The 22936-nt window shown below is 43.3% G+C and carries 24 protein-coding genes; 16 read left to right on the forward strand and 8 right to left on the reverse strand.

Features of this window, described 5'->3' with window-relative positions:
- Nucleotides 1–3 precede the first annotated feature (3 nt).
- The 11 genes from EBQ12_RS06045 to EBQ12_RS06095 all read left to right on the forward strand — a co-directional run bounded on the left by EBQ12_RS06045 (nt 4) and on the right by EBQ12_RS06095 (nt 10264).
- A complete protein-coding gene (locus EBQ12_RS06045) occupies nt 4–1416 on the forward strand; it encodes a capsular polysaccharide export protein, LipB/KpsS family (protein WP_125589381.1) in 1413 nt (470 codons plus the stop codon).
- Between the two features lie 21 nt (nt 1417–1437).
- Entirely contained in the window at nt 1438–2616 is a 1179-nt protein-coding gene (locus EBQ12_RS06050) for a DegT/DnrJ/EryC1/StrS family aminotransferase (protein ID WP_057078900.1), read from the forward strand.
- A complete protein-coding gene (locus tag EBQ12_RS06055; RefSeq protein WP_057078901.1) occupies nt 2613–3488 on the forward strand; it encodes a GNAT family N-acetyltransferase in 876 nt (291 codons plus the stop codon). The genes EBQ12_RS06050 and EBQ12_RS06055 overlap by 4 nt, the downstream gene beginning before the upstream one ends.
- 1 nt (nt 3489) lies before the next feature.
- Nucleotides 3490–4614, forward strand: a complete 1125-nt coding sequence (locus tag EBQ12_RS06060) for an N-acetylneuraminate synthase family protein (RefSeq protein WP_079919335.1) — start codon at nt 3490–3492, stop codon at nt 4612–4614.
- Nucleotides 4604–5344 (forward strand): cytidylyltransferase domain-containing protein, encoded by a 741-nt coding sequence (locus tag EBQ12_RS06065; protein WP_125589383.1) that lies wholly within the window; start codon nt 4604–4606, stop codon nt 5342–5344. The genes EBQ12_RS06060 and EBQ12_RS06065 overlap by 11 nt, the downstream gene beginning before the upstream one ends.
- Complete coding sequence (locus tag EBQ12_RS06070) at nt 5341–6369, forward strand: glycosyltransferase (RefSeq protein WP_125589385.1); 1029 nt, start codon at nt 5341–5343, stop codon at nt 6367–6369. Before EBQ12_RS06065 ends, EBQ12_RS06070 begins: the two co-directional genes overlap by 4 nt.
- A 2-nt stretch (nt 6370–6371) precedes the next feature.
- Nucleotides 6372–7112 carry a sugar phosphate nucleotidyltransferase gene (locus tag EBQ12_RS06075; protein ID WP_017360113.1) on the forward strand — a complete coding sequence of 247 codons (741 nt, stop codon included), beginning with the start codon at nt 6372–6374 and terminating at the stop codon, nt 7110–7112.
- Nucleotides 7109–8074 (forward strand): dTDP-glucose 4,6-dehydratase, encoded by a 966-nt coding sequence (rfbB, locus tag EBQ12_RS06080; RefSeq protein ID WP_125589387.1) that lies wholly within the window; start codon nt 7109–7111, stop codon nt 8072–8074. The genes EBQ12_RS06075 and rfbB overlap by 4 nt, the downstream gene beginning before the upstream one ends.
- Nucleotides 8075–8077: 3 nt before the next feature.
- Nucleotides 8078–8932, forward strand: coding sequence for a dTDP-4-dehydrorhamnose reductase (gene rfbD / locus EBQ12_RS06085; RefSeq protein ID WP_017360111.1), 855 nt, complete (start codon nt 8078–8080; stop codon nt 8930–8932).
- On the forward strand, nt 8925–9380 hold the full coding sequence (locus EBQ12_RS06090; RefSeq protein ID WP_017360110.1) for a dTDP-4-dehydrorhamnose 3,5-epimerase family protein: 456 nt from the start codon (nt 8925–8927) through the stop codon (nt 9378–9380). Before rfbD ends, EBQ12_RS06090 begins: the two co-directional genes overlap by 8 nt.
- A gap of 92 nt (nt 9381–9472) precedes the next feature.
- On the forward strand, nt 9473–10264 hold the full coding sequence (locus EBQ12_RS06095; RefSeq protein WP_017368261.1) for an SDR family oxidoreductase: 792 nt from the start codon (nt 9473–9475) through the stop codon (nt 10262–10264).
- A 15-nt stretch (nt 10265–10279) separates the two neighbouring features.
- Here EBQ12_RS06095 and EBQ12_RS06100 read toward each other — a convergent pair whose 3' ends face one another.
- The 6 genes from EBQ12_RS06100 to EBQ12_RS06125 all read right to left on the reverse strand — a co-directional run bounded on the left by EBQ12_RS06100 (nt 10280) and on the right by EBQ12_RS06125 (nt 16381).
- A complete protein-coding gene (locus tag EBQ12_RS06100) occupies nt 10280–11473 on the reverse strand; it encodes an aminotransferase class I/II-fold pyridoxal phosphate-dependent enzyme (RefSeq protein WP_206428013.1) in 1194 nt (397 codons plus the stop codon).
- Between the two features lie 17 nt (nt 11474–11490).
- On the reverse strand, nt 11491–12912 hold the full coding sequence (bacD, locus tag EBQ12_RS06105) for an alanine--anticapsin ligase (protein WP_125589391.1): 1422 nt from the start codon (nt 12910–12912) through the stop codon (nt 11491–11493).
- A 14-nt stretch (nt 12913–12926) separates the two neighbouring features.
- Entirely contained in the window at nt 12927–13688 is a 762-nt protein-coding gene (locus tag EBQ12_RS06110; protein ID WP_007497757.1) for an SDR family NAD(P)-dependent oxidoreductase, read from the reverse strand.
- Nucleotides 13685–14392, reverse strand: coding sequence for a 3-((4R)-4-hydroxycyclohexa-1,5-dien-1-yl)-2-oxopropanoate isomerase (gene bacB, locus EBQ12_RS06115; RefSeq protein WP_017368257.1), 708 nt, complete (start codon nt 14390–14392; stop codon nt 13685–13687). Before bacB ends, EBQ12_RS06110 begins: the two co-directional genes overlap by 4 nt.
- A gap of 1 nt (nt 14393) precedes the next feature.
- A complete protein-coding gene (locus EBQ12_RS06120) occupies nt 14394–14999 on the reverse strand; it encodes a bacilysin biosynthesis protein BacA (RefSeq protein ID WP_024719463.1) in 606 nt (201 codons plus the stop codon).
- A gap of 149 nt (nt 15000–15148) precedes the next feature.
- Nucleotides 15149–16381, reverse strand: coding sequence for an MFS transporter (locus EBQ12_RS06125; protein WP_039963017.1), 1233 nt, complete (start codon nt 16379–16381; stop codon nt 15149–15151).
- A 145-nt stretch (nt 16382–16526) separates the two neighbouring features.
- Between EBQ12_RS06125 and EBQ12_RS06130 the strand changes: the two genes are divergently transcribed.
- Entirely contained in the window at nt 16527–17006 is a 480-nt protein-coding gene (locus tag EBQ12_RS06130; protein ID WP_008343601.1) for an Lrp/AsnC family transcriptional regulator, read from the forward strand.
- A gap of 15 nt (nt 17007–17021) precedes the next feature.
- Here EBQ12_RS06130 and EBQ12_RS06135 read toward each other — a convergent pair whose 3' ends face one another.
- A complete protein-coding gene (locus tag EBQ12_RS06135; protein WP_017368254.1) occupies nt 17022–18182 on the reverse strand; it encodes an MFS transporter in 1161 nt (386 codons plus the stop codon).
- 67 nt (nt 18183–18249) lie between these two features.
- Nucleotides 18250–19020: a hydrogen peroxide-dependent heme synthase gene (gene hemQ, locus EBQ12_RS06140; protein ID WP_007497744.1), complete on the reverse strand. Its 771-nt coding sequence runs from the start codon at nt 19018–19020 to the stop codon at nt 18250–18252.
- A 239-nt stretch (nt 19021–19259) separates the two neighbouring features.
- Between hemQ and pta the strand changes: the two genes are divergently transcribed.
- From pta to EBQ12_RS06160, 4 genes are all read left to right on the forward strand, one after another.
- Nucleotides 19260–20231 carry a phosphate acetyltransferase gene (gene pta, locus EBQ12_RS06145; protein ID WP_008343597.1) on the forward strand — a complete coding sequence of 324 codons (972 nt, stop codon included), beginning with the start codon at nt 19260–19262 and terminating at the stop codon, nt 20229–20231.
- Nucleotides 20232–20367: 136 nt separating this feature from the next.
- Nucleotides 20368–21219, forward strand: coding sequence for a MurR/RpiR family transcriptional regulator (locus EBQ12_RS06150; protein ID WP_046344706.1), 852 nt, complete (start codon nt 20368–20370; stop codon nt 21217–21219).
- A 141-nt stretch (nt 21220–21360) separates the two neighbouring features.
- Nucleotides 21361–22032 carry an RraA family protein gene (locus EBQ12_RS06155; protein WP_079919313.1) on the forward strand — a complete coding sequence of 224 codons (672 nt, stop codon included), beginning with the start codon at nt 21361–21363 and terminating at the stop codon, nt 22030–22032.
- A gap of 11 nt (nt 22033–22043) precedes the next feature.
- Nucleotides 22044–22922 (forward strand): prephenate dehydrogenase/arogenate dehydrogenase family protein, encoded by an 879-nt coding sequence (locus EBQ12_RS06160; RefSeq protein ID WP_007497737.1) that lies wholly within the window; start codon nt 22044–22046, stop codon nt 22920–22922.
- Nucleotides 22923–22936 lie beyond the last annotated feature (14 nt).

The raw sequence follows: 22936 nt of genomic DNA on the forward strand, positions 1-22936 counted from the left end.
TAAGTGTCGCATTATATTCATCATTATTGGCAGGTGTACTTTGAGTATGTGAATCTGATGAAAGACTTATCCTATCGCCACATACCCCTTGGGTTAATCAGTAATTTTTATCAATACATCAGTCCTGAAGTGAGGGAACGTATGGAAGATGAAGCGTTTGGTGAAGAGCTGACAACGACTTGTCCAAAGCCGCAAGACATTCAGCCCTTTTTTGATCAGCATAAACAGCAGATCAAGCGTACCCCTTATCGTCCGAGTCATGGAAAGGTGCTTCTTCACTTTGAACACTTGCGTTTTACTGAACAAAATTACACGCGGTTTCATCCGAACCAAACAGTGGTGCTCGCGCGCTGGAAGAAGGCTGATTATTTCGGATTACCAGTGATCAGTAAGCCTGAATTAGCCGGAGAGGTTAATAAAGAAGCCCATGTTGAATATATTGAAAAAGCAAATGCTCTATTGAAACCTTACGCCCAGCATCCTGTCTTTGGCAATGTCTTTTTTAGAGAAAAGCTTCGGAAGGACATTGTGCAATTTATTGATGTGATTGACCAAATAGAAACGCTATTTGAGATGCAGCCTATTGCAGCTGTTGTTGTTGGTACGACGGAGGATGCTTATAGCCGTGTGCTCGCCTTGCAAACCGTGAAGCGCCATCTCACAAGTATTTGTCTTCAGCACGGTGCGCTCATGGGAGACGAAGCCTTTTTGCCGATTTTCACCACCTGCCACGGAGTGTTTGGAAAATATGAAAAGGACTGGTATGTAGACAAAGGCTGTCAGCCTGAGCAGGTGGAGATCACAGGTCACCCGAGATTTGATTTGGTGCAGGAGCGAACACCGCTTCAACAGGAAGTGGTCTTTCGTAAATTGAACTTCAACCCTGCCCAAAAGACTGTGCTTGTGGCAACACAGCCGTTTTCAGAAGCCTTTTACGGTGATGTTCTTAAAACGATTGCAAAACGGAAAGACATTCAGCTGATTATGAAGCCGCACCCGTGGGAAATCGCTCGAAATCGTTTAAATGACTATACAGCGATTGAGCGCGCGGGGAACCATGTGAGATTAATTAAAAAAGAGATCGACTTGTATGACCTCCTGCCGTATATGGATATGGTCATTACGCTCACATCAACAGTTGGTCTGGAAGCAATGCTCTTTAAAAAGAGTGTACTAATTGGAAAAATGACAGAAGGCAGAAGATACCCTTATTACGAGTCGCTTGGCAGCTGCCACATGGAAAACCCTATTGAGCTGGCCGAGAAAGCGATCCGTATTTTATCGGATGAACAAGAAATGAAGCTGGCGAAACAGCAAGGGGCTCGTTTCATTCAAGAACATTATCCGCATGCACAATCGACCGATGTTCTGCTTTCTCTGCTCAAAACAAAAACAGGCGTGGATTTTCAGAGATGAAGATAGGGGTGTGCAAGCGATATGGGACAAAAGAGAGCACAATTTCTTCCTTATGCACTGCCTTTTATTGAACAGGAAGAAATTGATGAAGTCATTGGAACATTAAAGTCCGGCTGGTTGTCCACCGGACCAAAAGTGAGACAGTTTGAAGAAGAGTTTAGGCAGCTGACTGGAGCGAAGCACGCGATAGCAGTTAATTCATGTACAGCTGCTCTATTTTTAGCGTTAAAGGCGAGAGGCATTGGAGCTGGTGATGAGGTCATCACAACGCCTCTGACGTTCTGCGCAACAGCCAATACGATCATCCATACGGGGGCAGCCCCTATTTTCGTGGATATTGATCCGGCGACACTCAATCTAGATGCGGAGAAATTAGAAGCGGCCATTACACCACATACAAAAGCGGTTGTCCCTGTACATTTTGCTGGTCAATCGTGTGATATGGACCGAATTTTAGCGATTGCCAAAAAGTATGATTTGTTCGTGCTGGAGGATGCCGCTCATGCCCTTTATACGACCTATCACGATCAACCGATTGGATCAATTGGTGATGCGACCGCTTTTAGCTTTTATGCAACGAAAAACATAGCGACTGGTGAAGGCGGCATGCTGACGACAAATGATGATGCACTTGCAGCTAGAATCAGAAGGCTGGCGCTCCATGGCATGAGTAAGGGAGCGTGGAATCGTTATGGAGAAAAGGGAACATGGTATTACGAGGTCGAGGAACCGGGCTATAAAATGAACATGTTTGACGTGCAAGCATCGTTAGGGCTCGTTCAGCTAAGCCGATTGAAGGAGATGCAGACACGCAGAGAACAGATTGCGAAGACATACAATCAGGCATTTCAACATGAAGCTGGTCTCATCTTGCCGCCTGTACATGATGAGGGAAGACATGCGTGGCATTTATATGTGCTACAAGTTGATCCAAAAGAAGCATTGATCACACGCGATGACATGATTGATCAGCTGCAAAAGGAATATAAAATCGGCACGAGTGTTCATTTTATTCCCGTTCACTTGCATCCATATTATCAAGAGACCTACAACCATTCACCAGAGGATTTCCCTGAGGCACTCACTTATTACAAACGAACGCTTTCGCTCCCGCTCTATCCAAGTATGACAGATGAAGATGTGCAGGATGTCATCACCGCAGTCGTGTCTATTTTGAAAGACAAGAAGGCCTCTTCATGAAAGTCGTTCATGCAATAGACGATCAGGTGCTGGCATCTTGGCTGAAAACATATGATCATGAAGCGGAACGCATGGCAGAATTCAAGCAGTTTGCTCTTGTCAGCGGCGCTAAGCTCAAAGCAGTGCTGTTATACGAATGGTCCAAATGGGAGAGCGGCATTTTTGACAAGCATATTTTTCATGTGAAGTTTGTGGAAGCTGAATCAGCGCTGCTCTTTAAAGAATTGATGGAGAGATTCATCAATTGGATGAGAACAGAAAAATGTGATTTTTTCTTTTTACGGCTTGAGGCGGCTGATCTTGAAAAAAACCGCATTGTTCAAAAACTATCCCATGTGTATTATGTCGGTGGTCTCACTAGGCTTGAGGCACCGCCTGCCCTCATGGAGATGCCATCATCTGATCAAGATGTGGTGATGGGTGTGCCAGATGAAAAGGATTACGATGAGGCGGTCTTACTAGGTGATCAGGCTTTTGTGAAAAGTCGTTATGCCCTTGATCCATATTTAGACCAGCGTGTTGTTCAGCATTTTTATCAGGAGTGGATGAGAAACAACCTACTCGGACGCGCAGATATCAACCTCGTTGCCAAGGTGAATGATGAAGTGGTTGGCTTGATTCAAGGTATGACAAAGGGTCATGAGATGGGGCTTGAGCTTTTTGCGATTAGACCGGATGTTCAAGGAAAAGGGATCGGAAAAAAGCTGTTTATTGAGATGATGAAAGTGTCTCATGACAGAGGGCATCACTTCATTTCTGCGGGGACACAGCTTCATAATACGACAGCCATCCAGCTGTACGAAAAGATGGGATTTAGGACAACAAATGCCTTTTTGTATTACCATGTGTGGCCGAAAAAAGGAGAGAGGTAAGATGGCGCATTTCTATATCGGAGATCGCAAAGTGGGAGATGATGCGCCTGTCTTTATCATTGCAGAGGCAGGCATTAACCATGATGGAAAGCTGGATCAGGCACTTGCTTTAATTGATGTGGCAAAAGAAGCAGGGGCTGATGCGGTGAAGTTTCAAATGTTTCAAGCGGATCGGATGTATCAAAAGGAACCGGGGTTATACGAAACGGCCAAAGGAGAAGAAGTGTCTATTTTTTCTTTAGTGGAACAAATGGAGCTTCCGCCAGAATGGCTGCCTGTCTTATTGACACGTTGTAAGGAAAAAGGACTGATGTTTTTAAGCACCGTGTGTGACGAAGAATCGGCTGATTTATTGAATCAAACGAATCCGCCTGCTTTTAAACTGGCATCCTATGAAATCAACCATTTGCCTCTTTTGCGTCATACGGCTTCTTTTCAAAAGCCGATCATTTTTTCAACAGCTGGGGCCACCATTGCAGATGTTCATGAAGCATACGAAACGATTACGAGCCAGCAAAATAAGCAAGTCGCCATCATGCATTGTGTGGCAAAGTATCCAGCGCCTAGAGCATATACGAACCTGCGGGTGATTAAAACCTTAAGATCCGCTTTCCCTGAAGCAGTCATTGGCTTTTCAGATCATAGTGAACACCCGACGGAAGCGCCAGTAGCCGCTGTGAAGCTCGGGGCAGCAATGATTGAAAAACATTTTACAATAGATAAAACATTACCCGGAGCGGATCATTCATTTGCTCTTGATCCTGAAGAATTAAAGGAAATGGTTCAGCACATTCGAGCGGCAGAAAAGCAGCGGAATCAAGCGGAAATAGACGTTCATTCATTACCAGAGGAGCTTCTTGGCAGTTCTTATAAAACAACAACAGCCATTGAAGGGCAGATTCGAGAATTTGCGTATCGAGGAATTTTTACGACAAAAGGCATTGCAAAGGGTGAGACCCTCACGTCAGAAAATGTAGCCGTGCTGCGCCCTGGACAAAAAAATCAGGGGTTGCATCCGCGATATATGCCGGTTCTACTTGGCACAAAGGCTGTGAGAGACATCCCAGCTCATACAGGTGTTTCGTGGAAAGACGTACTCACGCAGGAGTCTCATGATGATGCATGATGTGCTTTTTGTCATTCAGGCTAGGATGGGGTCAACAAGACTGCCCAAAAAAGTGATGAAACCGATCGGCGGCATGGCGCTGATTGATTTGATTGTGGAGCGGGTGAAGCAATCAGATGATTACCATCACAAAATGCAAAATCTTATGATTGCCACAACGGTCGAGCCAGAGGATGACTATTTGGCTCAATACTGTATGTCAAAGGGTTATAAGGTGTTTCGAGGTAGTGAGGCAGATGTGCTTGAGCGGTTTGCGCAGATTGTCCGCCAATTTGAACCTAAAACGGTTGTACGTTTAACGGGGGACAATCCATTTATAGATCCTTCGCTTTTGTCGAAAATGCTTGAAAAACATAAACAGGAAAATGCTGATTACACATATACGAACGGAACACCACTCGGTATTTCCGGGGAAATGATTGAGGCATCTATTTTATGTGAAATCGACAAATTTCCCCTCACTTATTCAGAACGTGAGCATGTCACGCTGTATATCAGAAAGCATCCCGAGCAATTTCACCTTCAATTATTCACACCGCCCAAAGAACTTGCATATCCTGCTTATCGATTCACGATTGATACAGAAGAAGATTATGTGTTTGCTACCCGTTTATTAGAGAAAGCTGGTGGTTCTATTGCTGTGCCGACAGCTGAGCTCATTTCCATCTGTGAACAACATCCAGACATTGTTCGTTTGAATCAATCTGTGAGACAGAAGGATGCTGAATGAACAAAAAAATCATGATTGTTGTTTATGGGGGTTTTTTAAGAGGAATGGGTCATGTCGTCAGAATGAAACGTTTGGCAAAAGAACTGCTTCAGGAAGGGAACGATTTATATTTCTATACAAATGATCAGATTTGTGTAGAAATGCTTTCGAACCCAGAGTGGCACGTTCAGATGGTGCATGAGTCGAATGCGCTTCTACAAATCCAACAAGACATCAAAAAGCTAAAGCCTGACCTTTTAGTCATAGATGTCCTTGATTGTGATCTTCAGTTTCTTCAAACGATCAAAGATTCCTGCGATAGTGCGAGGCTGGTCTTATTTGAGGAAAAAAGAGAGGAAGCCTGTCAGCTTGCAGACACGGTCATAAACGGCATTTATGGCGGTCTGGACGGGAAGCACGAGCAGCTTAATGGCACGGCTTATTATCATGGAACGCCCTATTTATTGTTAGATCACGAGATTAATCGATTCAAAGACACATATGAGGTTCGGAAAGAATGTAAAAAGGTGGTCATCAGCCTTGGGGGCAGTGATCCGTGCGGCCTGTTATCAAAGGCTGTATCGGCGCTTCTTCAAACAAATCACCTAGACATTTTAGCGGTCGCAGGAAAAGCCTCTCACATCAAAGAGCAAGTAGAGGCGGAACATATCCAATTCATTCAACATACAGATCAACTACCGGTTCTTTTATCAGAAGCTGATGTGGCTATCGTAGCAGGCGGTATGACGTTATATGAGGTAATTTGTATCGGGGTGCCCAGCATTGTCCTATCGCAAGTAGACCACCAAGCAGTGACAGCGAGCATGTTTGCGCAAAAGGGCGCTTGTTTTCACCTTGGATTAGGTGCCCTTGTGGAAGAAAATGACCTGTTGCAAGCTGTTCAAAAACTGTCTGACAGCTATTTTCTCCGCAGAAGCATTCATCTTAATGGACGTTCACTCATTGATGGAAAAGGAATCGAACGAGTGAAAAACATTCTTATACACCTCATGAATTCACACCAAAAAGAACATAAGGATGTGTAGATGTGAAGGGAGTTATTTTAGCAGGAGGAAAGGGATCACGGCTGGCACCATTAACGAAGATTTTCAACAAACACTTGCTGCCGGTTGGTCCATACCCGATGATTTATTGGTCATTATTCAAACTGAAAGAAGCAGGAATTGTAGATGTGATGCTGATTTCACAGGAAGAACAAATTCCGTTGTTTCAAAAGTTACTGGAAGATGATCGTGAACTTGGGATGAACATTGTGTATCAAGTACAGCCAGAAGCGTCTGGTATTTCCGATGGTTTATCCTATGCAAAGTCCTTTGCTCAAGGGGAAAAATTTGTGCTGATGCTTGGTGATAATGTATTTGAAGATTCATTACGCCCTTTTGTCGACGCCTTTAGGCAACAAGAAAGCGGAGCCAAGGTTTTATTGAAAGAGGTGGCAGATCCAAAACGGTTTGGCATTGCAGAAATTGATCCTGCTCATCACCGAATTTTATCAATTGAAGAAAAGCCAGAGCATCCGACGTCATCTTACTGCGTCACGGGCATCTATTTTTATGATCAAGACGTCTTTCAATATATCGAGGAAATCTCGCCGTCAGATCGAGGTGAACTAGAGATTACTGATGTGAACAATCTCTACATCTCAAATAGCCAGCTGACCTATGATATGTTAAAAGGGTGGTGGATTGATGCAGGAACTCATGAATCTCTCCACGAAGCATCAACAAAAATGTTTGAAACGATGAAGGAAAAAGAGGGATACGAATGACGAAGTCTTATTTAATTACAGGTGGAGCAGGGTTTATTGGACTGAATTTTGTGAAGCTGCTGCTTCAAGAATCCGATGTCCGGCTGACCGTATTTGATAAATTAACATATGCCAGTCATCCAGAGGAGATGGAATATTTATCAAAGCTGCCTCATGTCCGTTTTGTCCAAGGAGATATCACGCTGCAAGACGAACTAGATCAAGTATTTGATGAAGCCTATGATGCCATCATTCATTTCGCAGCAGAATCACATGTCGATCGCAGTATTGAGTCAGCAGAACCCTTTATCCAAACAAATGTCCTTGGTACCTATCGTATGCTTGAAGCGGTCTTAAAGGGAAAGGCGAATAAACTCATTCATATTTCCACAGATGAAGTATATGGAGATTTGGAGCCGGATGATCCTGCTTTCACAGAACAAACACCACTCTCACCGAATAATCCTTATTCAGCAAGCAAGGCAAGTTCAGACCTGCTTGTGAAATCTTATATCCACACCCACCAAATACCTGCCATGATCACAAGATGCAGCAACAACTACGGACCTTATCAGCATGAAGAAAAATTAATCCCAACCATTATTAGAAAAGCGGTCAATGGTGAAAAGATTCCGATTTACGGAGACGGCCAGCAGATTCGCGATTGGCTCTATGTAGAGGATCATGCGAGAGCCGTAAAACAAGTAGTAGAAAACGGAACAGCCGGTCAGGTGTACAATATTGGCGGAGGCAACGAGAAAACAAATCTTGATTTAACCAAAACCATTCTCACACATCTAGGCATCTCTCATGACCAAATCGAGTTTATTCAAGACCGGAAAGGGCATGACAGGCGGTATGCCATTGATGCCAGTAAGCTAAAAGAAGAGCTTGGCTGGGTGCAGGCAACTTCATTCGAAAAAGGTATCGAAAAAACGATTGATTGGTACCGTGCCAAATATGATCAAAGTGAAGAAGGGTGACCGATGAAAGTTTTAATCACCGGTGCAGGCGGCCAATTAGGGAAAGAATTGACGAAACAGCTGAAAGAAAAAGACATCACCGTCATTGCTTTAACAAGGAGTATGCTGAATATCACAGATCAACAGGCAGTCAGACATGCAATGAGACATTTCCGTCCGGATATTGTTGTCAGTGCGGCTGCTTATACGTCTGTCGATCAATGCGAAACAGAAACGGAAAAAGCCTATCTTGTGAATGGGATTGGCGCCTACTATACAGCGCTTGAAGCTAAAAACGTAGGGGCAGATGTGTTACATGTCAGCACAGATTATGTATTTGATGGGCAAGCGGATACCCCTTATCAAATCGACGCACAAGCAGATCCACAAACCATTTATGGAAAGAGTAAAAAACTTGGAGAAGAATTGATTCATCTTGTATCAGATGAAGTGAAGATCATTCGGACATCGTGGCTTTATGGACATGAGGGACATAATTTTGTGAATACCATTCTTCGGCTGGCTGAAACGAAGGATCATTTGCGCATCGTCAATGATCAGTTAGGGTCTCCTACTTATACAAAGGATGCCGCAGAAGCTTTGATTCACTTGTTTGACCAGAAAGCAGGTATTTATCATGTCAGTAACCGAGCAAGCTGTTCATGGTTTGACTTTGCGACAGAAATTGTGGCAGCAAGCGGTCTGTCTACGACAATTGAACCCATTTCCACTGAAGAGTATGGTTTCCAAACACCTCGGCCCGCCTACTCTGTTTTAGATCTTCAAGCGATTGAAGCGACAGGCTGGAAGCCAAGACATTGGAAGGATGCACTTCACGAATACTTGCAGAAAGAAGGGAGATTCGAGCAGCATGATTGATGGTGTACAAACGAAAAAACTCATGAAACATTGTGATGATCGCGGCTTTTTCGCAGAGCTTATTCGAGATGACGAACCGATGCTGAAGCGCTTTGGGCAGGCGTCGTGGTCGAAAAGTTTCCCAGGAGTCATCAAAGCCTTTCATTATCATGAAAAACAAGACGATGTTTGGTTTTTCCCAGCAGGTCATGCACAGGTCGTTTTATACGATTTGAGAGAAGATTCTCCGACAAAGGATCAAACCGATGTGTATTATATGGGAGAAGATAATCCGATGCTGCTCCTCATCCCAAAGGGAGTTGCCCATGGCTACCGCGTATTAGGGGAGACGCCGCTGCAGATTGTTTATTTTACAACAGAATCGTACGACCCAAAAAAACCAGATGAGAAGAGAATTGCGTGGAATGATGAGGCGATCGGATTTAACTGGGAAACGACATTTAAATAGAGAAGAGAGGCCTTTCGCAGGAGAAAGGTCTTTTTTTGTTGAAATACATTCTATATGTGTCATTTTATGTATATTGATGAAAAGGGATGTGGATGAGTTTGTCTAAAAGAATTGCATTTGTAACAGGGGCAAGTACAGGCATTGGAAAGGCAATCGCAATAAAACTTGCCGCTCAGAGCGATATGAAGGTGATCATCAACTCTAGAAATATGGCCTCACTTGAACAGACGAAACAGCACATTCAAGATATGACAGAAACAAAGGAACCGCTGTCTCTATTCTGTGGAGATATGTCGCTTGAAGCAGTGAGGTCGGAAGCCTTTGAACAAATAGAAAAGGAGTTTGGCAGACTCGATGTGCTGATCAATAACATTCCAGGAGGAAAGCCAGATACATTTGATTCATGTGAAACTGACCAGATGCTGGCTGCTTTCTCCCAAAAAGCCATCGCTTACGTCGATACAATGAAGCGTGCAGCAGCATTGATGAAAAGACATGAATATGGACGGATCATTCAAATTGTCGGGAACCTGTGGAAGGAACCTGGTGAACAAATGTTTACGAATAGTATGATGAATGCAGCGATTATTAATGCCAGTAAAAATGCAGCGACACAGCTCGCGTCGTCTAGTATTACGGTAAATTGTTTAAATCCAGGTTTTATTGCAACCGATCGGTATGAACAATTTATCGGCAATATGATGACGAATCAGGGATTGTCACGAGAGCAGGCTGTACAAGCTGTCGCATCAGGTATTCCAATGCAAAGAGTGGGCTCAGCGAGTGAGATGGCGTCATTGGCAGCTTTTATGGCATCAGAGGAAGCTTCTTATATCACAGGTCAACAAATCTCCGTAGACGGTGGAACGATGAAAAGTATATAAACTGAAAAAAACCCGCTATTGGCGGGTTTTTTGATGAAATCGAATGGGGAGGATGGACAGGCGATCGATAAAGAGAGCAAGCTCCTCAATCGGGGCAACCATGGAAATGCGTACATGACGGCTTCCATTGGCTCCAAATACTCCTCCAGGCGTGACGACAACATCGGCATGTTCGAGTAAATAGTCAGCAAAGGCATGAGAATGTTCAAAGTCATCAGGAATCGGAGCCCATAAATAAAAGGCGCCGGGTGGACGTTCGATTGTCCAACCAAGCTTTCTCGCCGCTTGCCGGATGAAGAAATTGATTCGTTCAAGGTATATCGCCCTTAATGATTGAATATGACGGTCATCACTTTGCAAGGCAGCAGTCGCAGCGTGTTGAAATCCGCCATACATACTGACAAACACGTGGTCTTGGAAGGTGTTGATGGCTTGGATGATCTCCTCATTTCCAACAGCAAAAGCGACTCTCCATCCTGCCATATTAAAAGTCTTTGATAGAGAATATAATTCCACTCCTACACTTTCCCCGAGAGGAGTATTCATGAAGCTCACGGGTGTTTGTTCATAATGAAATGAACCATAGGCGAAATCATGAATAACATACAGCTCGTGAGCGGCCGCAAAGGCAGCAACCTCTTCGAAAAATGCCTCATTTGCAACAGCACCCGTGGGGTTATTCGGATAATTCAAGAACAGTACTTTTGCTTTTTTGACTATGTCAGGATCAATTGAGGAGAGATCTGGTAAATAGCCATTTTTCTCTTCAAGTTTGATACTGTATGGCTTGGCGTCTGCCATCAAAATGCCTGAATGATATTCAGGGTATCCTGGATCGGGAACGAGTGCGATATCTCCTGGATCAAGCAGACACTGACTCATGACATACAGCCCCGTTTTTCCGCCAGTGAAAAGAGCAATTTCCTTCTGCGGATCAATCTCAGCACCGAATTCCGATCTATAAAAATCTGCAATGGCTTGTTTGAAAAAGTCAAAGCCTCTAAAAGGGGCATACTGTTGAAATGGCAAAACACCCGCTGACTCCTGTAGGGCACTCACGATATGGGGAGGAGTTGGTAGATCAGGGTTCCCCTGACCTAGATTCATGATGTTTGCTCCGTTTTTTGTCTTTTGAGCTATTTTTTCAAAGACGGTGCCGAATTTCTGTTCAGGCAGCCGTTCAATCATTTTAGATGCTAACATTTTCACCACAGCAGCCTCTCTTTCTATCCCTTCACTAATTCATCCATTAACTGAATCGTTGCCTGTTTCTGAATGTTGCGGATGGACGCGGCAACGTCTTGTGAGGATGATCCTTTTAATTCAAGGGATACGATACCATTAAAAGCTTCAAATAAATCAAGATTCACCATAGTCCCTTTGGCAGGGAATGATTGACTGACAATCGCAGTATCTCCAACGAATGCCTCCTCTGGAATAGACACATGATCAATGGTGATATGTGTGGCTTCAGGTGGGATATGCCCACTCTCTTTAAAATGCTGAGGGTACAGGTGGCAGTCCGCTACATAAAATGTATGTCCAGAAAGCAGCTGTTTTGGCAGTACAGCCTTTTTACCATCAACTAATACATCAATCAATAGCTTCGCCATATCGACGCCAAAGACTTTTTTAATATTCGGGATCATATTCCAGCCAGCGAATCGAGCCGCTGATTCGATCAGTCCAGTTTCTCGATTTTTCATGAGTTTGATTTCTGTATGGGTTGCACAATGTTCAAGACCTAGCCCTTCATTTGCCTTCCTTGCTGCTTCAATGATGATTTGCTTGGCTTCATTGTCTAAGATCGTCGGAGTGATATGAGCCGTTTCTGTAAAACCGATTTGAGGGGTTTTATCATGTATGACAAAAGGGAGATATTCGCCCTCTACGACCAGCCCTTCTACACTGACATAATCAGCATATCCTTCATCTTCATACCAATCTTCGTAAGCACCCTCTAAATATGTTTCAGCGACAAACGGTGCTTCATACGTGACAGCGTCTGGGACTGGTATGGTTTCCAAATACGATTGTACTTGTAAAAACAAGTCATCACTTCCGGCTTTGTCATGAAACAAGGTGACGCCAATAGAACTGGCTAAATATGTAGGCTTTAAAATGAGCGGTGTTCCGATAGACTCAATGGCTTGTTGGAAATCAGATAAAGTCGTGACAGGCTGAGTTTTCACCGCTTTGACGCCAGAGGCATTGAATGCAGCCCTCATTTGGCTTTTATCACGCGCCATTTCGGCTGCCTTGACACCGGCACCTCGTAGCCCAAGACGTTCAGCGGCCTTTGCCATCGGTGCAATGAATAATTCATTATTGGTCGTGATTGCATCTGCTTTGAAAAAGGAAGCTACTCGAATGAAGTCTTCCACAACTTCTTCTTCTGATTTTGGATAATCATCATGTGCCCAGTAAATAGAATCAGGGTGTTCAAAAGAAGGGTGTGTCTCAAAATAATCACGGTCTTTGATGACGGCAATGGAGTATTTTTCGATTAGCTCGGCATGTCCCTTTGTAATCGCAAAGGGTCTTGGGATATAAGAAACGATATGGTATGATGCCGCCACGCTTTCATAAAACATATGGGGCGGGCACCCTCCTAAGTCAGCAATGACAAGTACAGTTTTTTTACTCAATGAAAGCACTCCTTTTATCTAGCGGTGTAACCGCCATCTGCAGTGACGACACTTCCAGTCATATAGCTGGATAGGTCAGAGGCGAGAAACAGCATCACGCCAGCAATTTCTTCAGGTTTTCCAAGCCGTAGCATAGGATTCACCTTTGCTTTTTCCTTTTTGACGATCTCGAGACTTTCTGTGTGATTGTCTAAAAAGGACTTCTCGTTTAATGGTGTATCAATGATGCCAGGGGCAATACAATTCACCCTGATTTGATGAGCGGCATAGTCGATGGCCATTGATTTGGTGAGCTGAATGACACCGCCTTTTGTTGCGTTGTATGCAGGAATGTCAGGCCAACCCACAAGACCTCCGACAGATCCGGTATTGATAATACTTCCACTCTTCTTTTCAAGCATATGCGGCAATGTATGCTTACTCATGAGAAAGACGCCGGTCAGGTTGACCTGAAGAATACGATGCCAATCCTCCAGTGCCATCTCATGAATGGGTGAGACAATTTCGATGCCTGCATTGTTAATGAGGACATCAATGGCACCGAATCGGCTCAGCACGCTCTGAACGGTTTGGTGACAGTCAGACTCCTTCGTAATATCTGTTATAAAAAATGCAAGGTGCTCATGCGGTAATGACTCAATGAGTTGGTTGCCGCTGCTTTCATTGATGTCAGCGACAGCTACTTTTGCTCCATGCTCGAGGAAGAGCTTGACAGCAGCAAGCCCAATCCCCGACGCACCTCCTGTAATGAGGACAACTTTTCCATCCAGCTTCATTTCTTCACCTTAGATGCCTTTGGCTTCAAGCGATTATAGCGGGGAGGGAAGAAGAGATTAATAGACTTTGATGCTTCTGGCTTTGGATTGATGGCCCCATGATCTTCCCGTGGGTCACAGAAATAGGTGGTGCCAAATTCCATCTTTTCTGTAAAGCCTTCGATTGTCATATCATACCCTCCGCTGATGCAAATACCGATTTGTTCATTTCTATGTTTATGAAAAGGCATTTCTCCACCGTTTCCAGGGATATTGGCAATCATCAGCTCCATCCAATCCTCCACAAAAAAAGTCACTTCCATGCCAGGGAGTAAATCCCGTGTTTTGAAAATGTCTAAGAAATAAGTGGGGGGAGCTGTATATTCTTCGTCATCCTTTAATCTCTTAATATCAATGGCGATCACTTCTTCATCTGTCAGATTTGAAGCGCCGTGAGGGACAAACGGTGGTGCGATATAGGCTGATTCTAATGGGGTGAGCAGTTGAGTCGATTGGCCGACAGTCATTTGAAGCTCGCCTTTTAATACAATGCCGATTTGTGCTTCGGGATGTTCGTGAGGTTCAATGATCGTGCGGGGAGGGACGTATGAAATTAATACTTCCGTACCGCCTCTTACAGTGGAATATTGGATAACGCCATTATCCCATTCTAATTTTTTCGCTTGAGGAAAATATCGTTCTTGCGTCTTTTGTTCAGTTTGCATCTTATATCTCTCCTTTTCCGAATATGGACCAGCTCATGGGTATACTTTTAAACGTTCGAATGAAGATGAGGCCATATGTGGCTCTTGCCACCTCATTCGTTAAAGCAAAATCAAATTCGCCGTCCCTTACTTTCTGCGCGGCAGTACTTGTAGAATTAACAAGTTCAAATTCAGCATTTTGGTGAATGAAATATTGAATTAAATTGACAGGTGCAGGATGTGAGACAATTTTTAAATGGTGTAGCATTTGTTCATTGAATGGGAAATCAGGTCTGACAGCCAAACCATACATGGGCGTGTCACATCTGAAAATTTGTAAAAGCTGTAGATCTGGTCTCATGTAGAAGTGTTTGATGCCTTCATATGCGTGTGGAACGAGAGTAAATTGAAGTGGTTGAGAGAGAGTATGTTCAATGCAAGTTTCGAATGTGTCATAAAGGGATAGTTTCGTATGAGTGCCGAGTGTAGTGGTGGATTGAGAGATGAAATGTTTTGCTGCGTATTCACTGCTTGTCCCCTTAGGGCCTAGTGTGTTGACTGTAAACATCTTAGGTGAAGGGCTTGGCTCTTCTTTGAAATGAAACACATCATCATTCTTTAGGATCATGTTTACCATCCAATCTTTTTCAAATTTTTACTAGATTATAAAATTTAAAATTGGCAATTGTCAACAAATTTTATAAAAAATGTAATATATGATGATATTAAAAATTGATCTAAAAAACTGCACATATCGAGATGTGCAGTGAAATGTGCTTACGTTTCAAGTGTAGTTGGCTGTTTTTTCTGTAAGGCACGTTCTCGTTTATAGCTGCCGAAGCTGATGATAAAACCAACAAGTGTGATCAATGCACAGACAAGACCTACCGTATGATATCCGAAATGGACATAAACGGGTCCCATCAGTGCGGAACCGAGCATAACAGCAAGGTTGGAGGCCAGGCTGTAAAAAGCCATCACTTTCCCGCGATGGGTTTGAGAGCAGTCGCTTAGAACGGTGCTTAGAAGCGTGACAGATAAGCTTTGCATTGCACCCCAAATAAATAGGGCGAAAATCAGCAACATCCACGAGAATGGCGCATAAGGAAGCAAGGCTAGAACAAGCGCAATTCCACCCAGCACGAAGACAAGGGAACGGGTTTTACCGAACCAGTCTGCTAATTTTCCAGTAAACATACTCATAGAAAAGCCGACGCCATAAGCCATAATAAGAAGTCCAGCTGTTGATTGTCCGCCATCAAACAGACTTTGCAGATAAGCACCTAAAAACGAGTACATGCCGTAAAATCCAAGCATATTGCAAAACGTCACAGTCAAATAGGCAGGCACACGATCAATTTTCAAAGCTCCCCATAAAGAGCCTGTTGTCTCTCTAGCTTGAGGTGCCTTCGGATCAGCTGCTCTGACTTGTTTTCTTGATTCAAGGATGACGAGCAGCAGGACAATGAGACTCATCATAGCGAAGATCCAAAACGTCCAGCGCCAGTTTAAACTCTGGCCGATAAAGGCGCCAATGGGCACACCAAGGACAAGAGAAAGAGACCAGCTCGATACAATGAGTCCCATCACTTTGCCGCGGTATTCGTATGGAACCCGGTCGCCCACAAGAGCATAGGCTGTTGGCACAAATACACCTGTCGCCAGCCCAGAAATAGCACGGCCTGCAAAAAACACTGCCAAATTTGGGGCAGCAGCACACATCACTGTTCCAATTAAAAAGAAGGACAGCCCAATTATCAAACACAGCTCTCTTGAATATCGGTCCCCTAAAGGAACGAGTAGCGGAGCTCCAACCAGCACAGCTAACCCATAAATGCTGATGGAAAGAGCGAGAACATCAAGAGAGTGCTGAAAGGAGTTTGATAAATCAGGCAGCAGTGGTGAAATCACCAGTTCCTCCGATCCCGCCGCAAAAACGCCAAGTGTGAGTGCAATGGCAAGTGTGATGGGAAATGTTTTAGAAGCCTGGCTGTCTAAAGATTCTTTCATCAAGTGATCCCTCCATACTTGCTTTTTCATTCAATTCCGTTAAAATAAATTCTACCATTATTTAGTTTTATTTTACATTTCGTATCATAAGTATCATCATAAAATACTTTTCAAATGGAACGATTTTGGGATAGGAGCGTAACGAATGAAAATCACCGATGTGGATGTGCATATTTTAAACGAATTGAGAGAAGATGCCCGCTTATCAATGAGGGAATTGTCCAAACGAGTGAATTTATCGGCGCCTGCGGTAGCAGAAAGAGTGCGAAAACTAGAGGATGCAGGGATTATCGAAGGGTATTCTGTTCAAGTCAATTATAAAAAGCTGGGTCTGATGATAGACTGTTTACTGGAAGTCACCGTATTAAATGGGGAGTATCAGCGTTTTGTGACATTTATGAACCAGCATCCACGCGCCTTTTTTGCTTATCGAGTGGCAGGACAGTCCTGTTTTTTCATTAAGCTGTCTGTTTCTTCTCTTGAAGAAATTGAAGCCTTTATTCAAGATGTGTCTGGCTTCACAAAAACGGTCTCCCATATTGTCTTATCAGAGCATTCCTTTACCCATCCCATTCAGGAACGTGTGAAACAAATAGAAGAGCCAGAAATGACCGTGGTGAAATAGAAAAAGGACCTGCCCTCAGGTCCTTTTGATTCGTTTATCTGACTGATAGCTCATGATCGTAATGATCAATCCAATGAATGTTACACCTGCCGCAAAGAGTGGGACAAGCTGTAAATGTGTGATTTCGATAGCAAGACCGCCAAGCGCTGCACCGCCGGCATTTCCAATATTAAAGGCAGAATGACTGAGCGTTGATGCGAGTGTCGGGGCTTCATGTGCCATGTTCATCGTGCGGTATTGCAAGGTAGGAACGAGAATAAATGAAATAATTCCCCAAACAAAAATCGTCAGCACGGCAGGCACTTTAAAGGCAGATGTATATGTGAATAACAACAGAACAGCCATCAGCAAGATCAATGTGATGATAATACTCGGCATCAGCTTCCAGTCGGCAAGCTTTCCGCCGACTAAATTCCCAATGGTGACCCCAAGCCCAAAGAGGACAAGAATGAGGGTGACCCCGTTTTCCTGAAAGCCAGTCACTTGCAGCAGGATCGGGCTGATATACGTAAAGGCGGTAAACACACCCGCAAAACCGAATATCGTCATCGCAAAGGAGACGAGAACCTGCGGCTTTTTCAACACCGATATTTCATTTCGAATATCTAATACTTCTTCTTTCGATTGATTTGGTACTAAACTGATTATACCGATTAAGGAAATGAGACCAATGACGGCAATGACGAGAAATGACATGCGCCAGCCGAATTGATTTCCGATAAAGGTGCCAAATGGCACACCCAGTACATTGGCTACTGTCAGTCCTGTAAACATGAAGCTGATCGCACTTGCGCTTCGCTCCTTAGGAACGAGCCGTGCAGCCATAATGGCGCCGACACCAAAGAAGGTACCATGAGCAAATGACGTTAAAATACGTGCAGCCATCAAGAGACCATAAGAAGACGATACAGCTGCGACAGCATTTCCTGCTACGAAAAGAATCATTAATAGAATGAGGAGACGTTTTCTCGACATTTTTCCAGTTGATAACGTTAAAATAGGGCCGCCAACTGCGACACCGAGTGCATATCCGGTAATCAGCTGACCTGAAGCAGAAATAGATACATGAAGATCATCTGCTACATTTGGCAAAAGTCCCATGATCACAAATTCAGTCATGCCAATCGAAAACGCACCGAGCGTTAACGCAAAAATAGCGATGGGGAAGTTTTTCATGATGAGATCACCTTTCTAAACAAATACATAAAAAGGCTTCGGAAAGATCCGAAGCCTTAAGAGTTTATCATACATGGAAATAAGACGCTAGTTGCTCGTTTGCTAATCGGTTTCCAACAAAGAAGGAACCAAATTCGCCGTAACGTGCACTCACTTCATCAAATCGCATTTCGTAAACCAATTTTTTAAATTGAAGCACATCATCAGAGAAAAGAGTGACGCCCCACTCATAATCATCAAAGCCAACAGAACCTGTAATGATCTGTTTTACTTTCCCAGCATAGCTTCTGCCAATTAAGCCATGGCTTCTCATAAGGGATTTACGTTCATCCATTGAAAGCATGTACCAGTTGTCATTGCCAGAACGTCTTTTATCCATTGGATAGAAACAGACATATTGAGAAGAAGGAAGCTCTGGATAGAGGCGCGCACGTACATGCGGGTTCTCGTAAGGGTCTCCGCCATCTCCGCCTCCTGCTAAGTAGTTGCTGAGTTCAACAACTGACACGTAAGAATAAGCTGGAATCGTAAACTCAGCTAGTCGTGTCTTGTTGAATTCAAGTTCAATTTCACCTAGTTCTTCCATGGTCGGACGTAAAATCATGAGCATAATATCTGCTTTTTGGCCGACAATACTATAGATTGTTTGGCTTCCAGCCTGATGGTGCTCGGCTGTTTTCCATTTTTCTAATAGACCTGTGAACTCATGAATGATCGCTTGACGCTCATCGCTTGTCAGTAGCTTCCAAGCCGTCCAGTCGATCGTTCTAAAATCATGCAGCGCATACCAGCCATCTAGTGTTTGAGCTGCTTCATTTGTTGTATGTTGTTCGCTCATTTCTTTCACTCCTATTTACAGTTTTCCATCTGTTCCAACTATAACATAGTTTGTCCAAATGAAGATGTGATCAAAACTTGAACGACGAAAACGCTTTTCTAGAAATTGATTTAATTAGTTTGAAAAATAAGAATTTAAATTGTAAGCGCTATAATGTAAGTTGGTAGTTTGAATTTATGTAGAAGAAGAGTATGCTTAAAAGAGAACGCTTTTTTTGTAAAATCAAGGAGGGTATTGAAGTGGCAGATATTTTTTCAACAGTTCAGGAAAAGGTTGCAGGTAAAGGAGTTAAGATCGTTTTTCCTGAGGGAATGGACGAACGCATTCTAACAGCCGTTCAAAAACTAGCAGATGGCAAAGTATTGCAGCCAATTGTTGTAGGTAAGAAAGAAGAAGTAGAAGCAAAAGCAAAAGAATTAGGTCTTACACTTGATGGTGTTGACGTGTATGATCCTCATACATATGAAGGTTTTGAAGATCTTGTACAAGCTTTCGTTGAAAGACGTAAAGGCAAAGCGACAGAAGAGCAAGCGAGAAAAGCATTACTGGATGAAAACTACTTCGGTACAATGCTTGTGTATAAAGGTCTAGCAGACGGCCTTGTAAGCGGAGCAGCACACTCAACTGCTGACACAGTGCGCCCAGCACTTCAAATCATTAAAACAAAAGAAGGCGTAAAGAAAACTTCTGGCGTCTTCATTATGGCTCGCGGCGAAGAGCAATATGTGTTTGCTGATTGTGCGATCAACATTGCACCAGACAGCCAAGATCTTGCTGAAATTGCGATCGAAAGCGCAAACACAGCAAAAATGTTTGACATCGAACCACGTGTAGCAATGCTTAGCTTCTCTACAAAAGGTTCAGCAAAATCAGACGAAACAGACAAAGTATCTGAAGCGGTTCGCATTGCAAAAGAAAAAGCACCTGAGCTTGTTCTTGATGGAGAGTTCCAATTCGATGCAGCGTTCGTTCCTTCAGTGGCAGCGAAAAAAGCACCAGATTCCGTCATCAAAGGCGATGCTAGCGTATTTGTTTTCCCTAGCCTTGAAGCAGGAAACATTGGCTACAAAATTGCCCAGCGCTTAGGTAACTTTGAAGCTGTAGGTCCAATCCTGCAAGGTCTAAATCAGCCAGTAAACGATCTTTCAAGAGGCTGTAATGCCGAAGACGTTTACAATCTTGCGCTGATTACAGCAGCTCAAGCACTATAAAATAGCATCTCGACTAGAGCAGTCAGTACGATAGATTCGTGCTGGCTGTTTTTTTATTTTGTCCAAATGTGTACAATAAAGAGTGAAAAGAAAACACGAATCGTAGATAAAGCCGATAGGATAGGCAGGTGCTATAATGGAGGATTTAATATATAAACTTCAGCATAAGGTCGCATTTTTAACCGATGCGCAGAGGAGAATTGCAGATTATATCGTACAAAATCCAATGGAAGTCGCTTTTTTAACTGTCGATAAATTGGCGTCAAAAGTCGGGACGAGTACAGCAACGATCATGCGATTCTCTGCTGCGATGGGGTATTCCGGTTTTTCTGAGTTCCAAAAAGAGCTTCAGTCAGCTATGAAGCATAAAGCCGACCCTCAAACGAGACTTGAAGCGAATCTCAAGCATTCAAATAAGAATAAGCTCCTGCATGACCATGTAGAACTGCAATTTCAAAATATCCAGTATGCACTAGACAATATCACGGAAGAAACCTTTCAGCAGATTGTTGGGAAAATAGCCAGCGCACGCCACGTTTTGTGTACAAGTGTTCGAAGTGGAAGACCTGTTGGTGAGTATCTGTCACTCGGAATCAATCGGTTATTGGGGAATTGCCAATACATTGATGCAGACAAAAGCGACTGGGTGGATGATCTCGTTCATTTTCATTCTGATGATTTCATTATAGCGGTCAGCTATCCGCGGTATGCAAAACGCATGAAGGACTTGCTCGAAGTAGCGAAGTCTTATGGGGTGGAAGTGCTTTTAATCACAGACAGCTACAGCTCTCCATTAACCAAATATGCACAATATGTATTACCATGTTCCTCAGCAAGTGTAGGCTCTCATAACTCTGTCGTATCTGCTATCTTTATCGTCGATTACATTTTAAGTGCCTTAGCGATGAATGATCCTGAAAGAACAAAACCACGTTTAGATCAAATCAATCATATGTTAACGAAAATGAGTTACCACACAACACATTAGTCGTGTGGAACTCATTTTTTATTTTTTGAAAGCGCTTTACTAATTGAAAATGAGGTGGTATGATCATATCACAAAAGTAATAAATATTACTTTAATAAAAATAAGTGTAATGAATATAACTCAAAGGGGATGATGGAAACAATGAGTACTGTTCATTTCGTGTCAAATGATCTTATCGCTAGGGCAAAAAAGCTTAACTCGACCTTGCTGTCAGACGTAATGGGATGCACCGGCGCGATGGATCATCAGATCAAACCAGTTGCGAAAGGCATGAATGTAGTCGGCACAGCTTTTACTGTTAGCTTACGGCCAGGGGATAATTTATTTCTTCATCAAGCGATCTACTCTGCTAAAGAAGGAGATGTACTGATTGTGGATGGGAAAGACCATAAGGGTCATGCCTATTTAGGGGAATTGATGGCACATTCAGCAAAGGCTGTAGGAATAGAAGGAATCGTGATTGACGGGCTTGTTCGCGACAAACTCTCTTTAGAGGAGCTGGCTTTTCCAATCTACAGTAAGGGATTTATGCCAAACGGACCTTTTAAAGATGGTCCTGGGGAATTGAATCAAACCATCTCGTGCGGCGGTGTCAAAGTAGCCCCAGGTGATCTAGTCATTGCTGACGATGATGGAGTCGTCATCGTTCCAAAGGAAAAGGCGGAACACCTGCTGACACTAGCGGAAGAGAAACAAGCGTATGAACATCAGAGATTAAAAACGATTCAACAGTATGTGGACGAAGGAAAGCAAGACATCAGTCTCTTAGCACCGGCATGGCTGGAAGGCAGAATGAAAAAATTTCAAGGATAGGGGAATCGGTGATGAAAATAGGCTTTATCGGATATGGTGAAGCAGCATATGAGCTGTCAACGGGATTGAAAACAGAAGGATTAAATCAATTTTATGCGTATGATGTCCTATTACAAAGTGAGAAATTAGCTGGCTCATTGAAAGAAAAAGCATCGCAAACAGGCGTTCAATTAACGAGCAGTATTAGCGAAGTCATTGAGAAATCTGATCTTGTGATTGCAGCTGTGCCAGCGAATAAAACCTTAGAAGTGGCACAATCCGTATCGGGAAGTTTGAAAAAGAATCAATTATATGTCGATGTATCGGCATCAACACCAGACATCAAAAAACAAGTAGCAAACGAAATTGAAAAGCAAGAAGCTCTATTTGTAGATGCCGCCATGCTAGGGCCTCTTCCAATCAACAAACACAAGGTTCCGATCACGGCAAGCGGCAGTGGAGTTGACCAATTCATGAAAGTGATGAATGCTTATGGTATGAATATCACAAAAATTAGTGACCAGCCAGGAGATGCTTCGGCACTAAAGCTAATCAGAAGCATTTATATGAAGGGGATTGTCGGTCTCTTGATTGAATTTTTGGAAATTTCCAAAAAATATAATGTGGAACATCAAGTAATTTCTTCACTAAGCGATACAATCGATAGCAAAAGTTTTGAAGAGACCATGAACCGTCTTGTGACAGGGAGTGCATTGCATGCAAAAAGACGGGCGATTGAGCTGCTTGGCTCTATTGAAATGCTAGATGAAGCAGAGATTGATGCCAGCATGTCTCGGGCAGCACAACAGAAGCTTGAGAGATTAGCAGACTTTCACTTTGCTGAACGATTTGACGGGGTAAAACCTGCTAGCTGGGAAGAAGTCATTGACGTGATGCAGCAAGGGGAATAAATTGTAAGCGTTTT

Origin of the sequence: Bacillus sp. 2B09, assembly GCF_003946835.1 — a bacterium.
Lineage (GTDB): Bacteria > Bacillota > Bacilli > Bacillales > Bacillaceae > Bacillus > Bacillus altitudinis.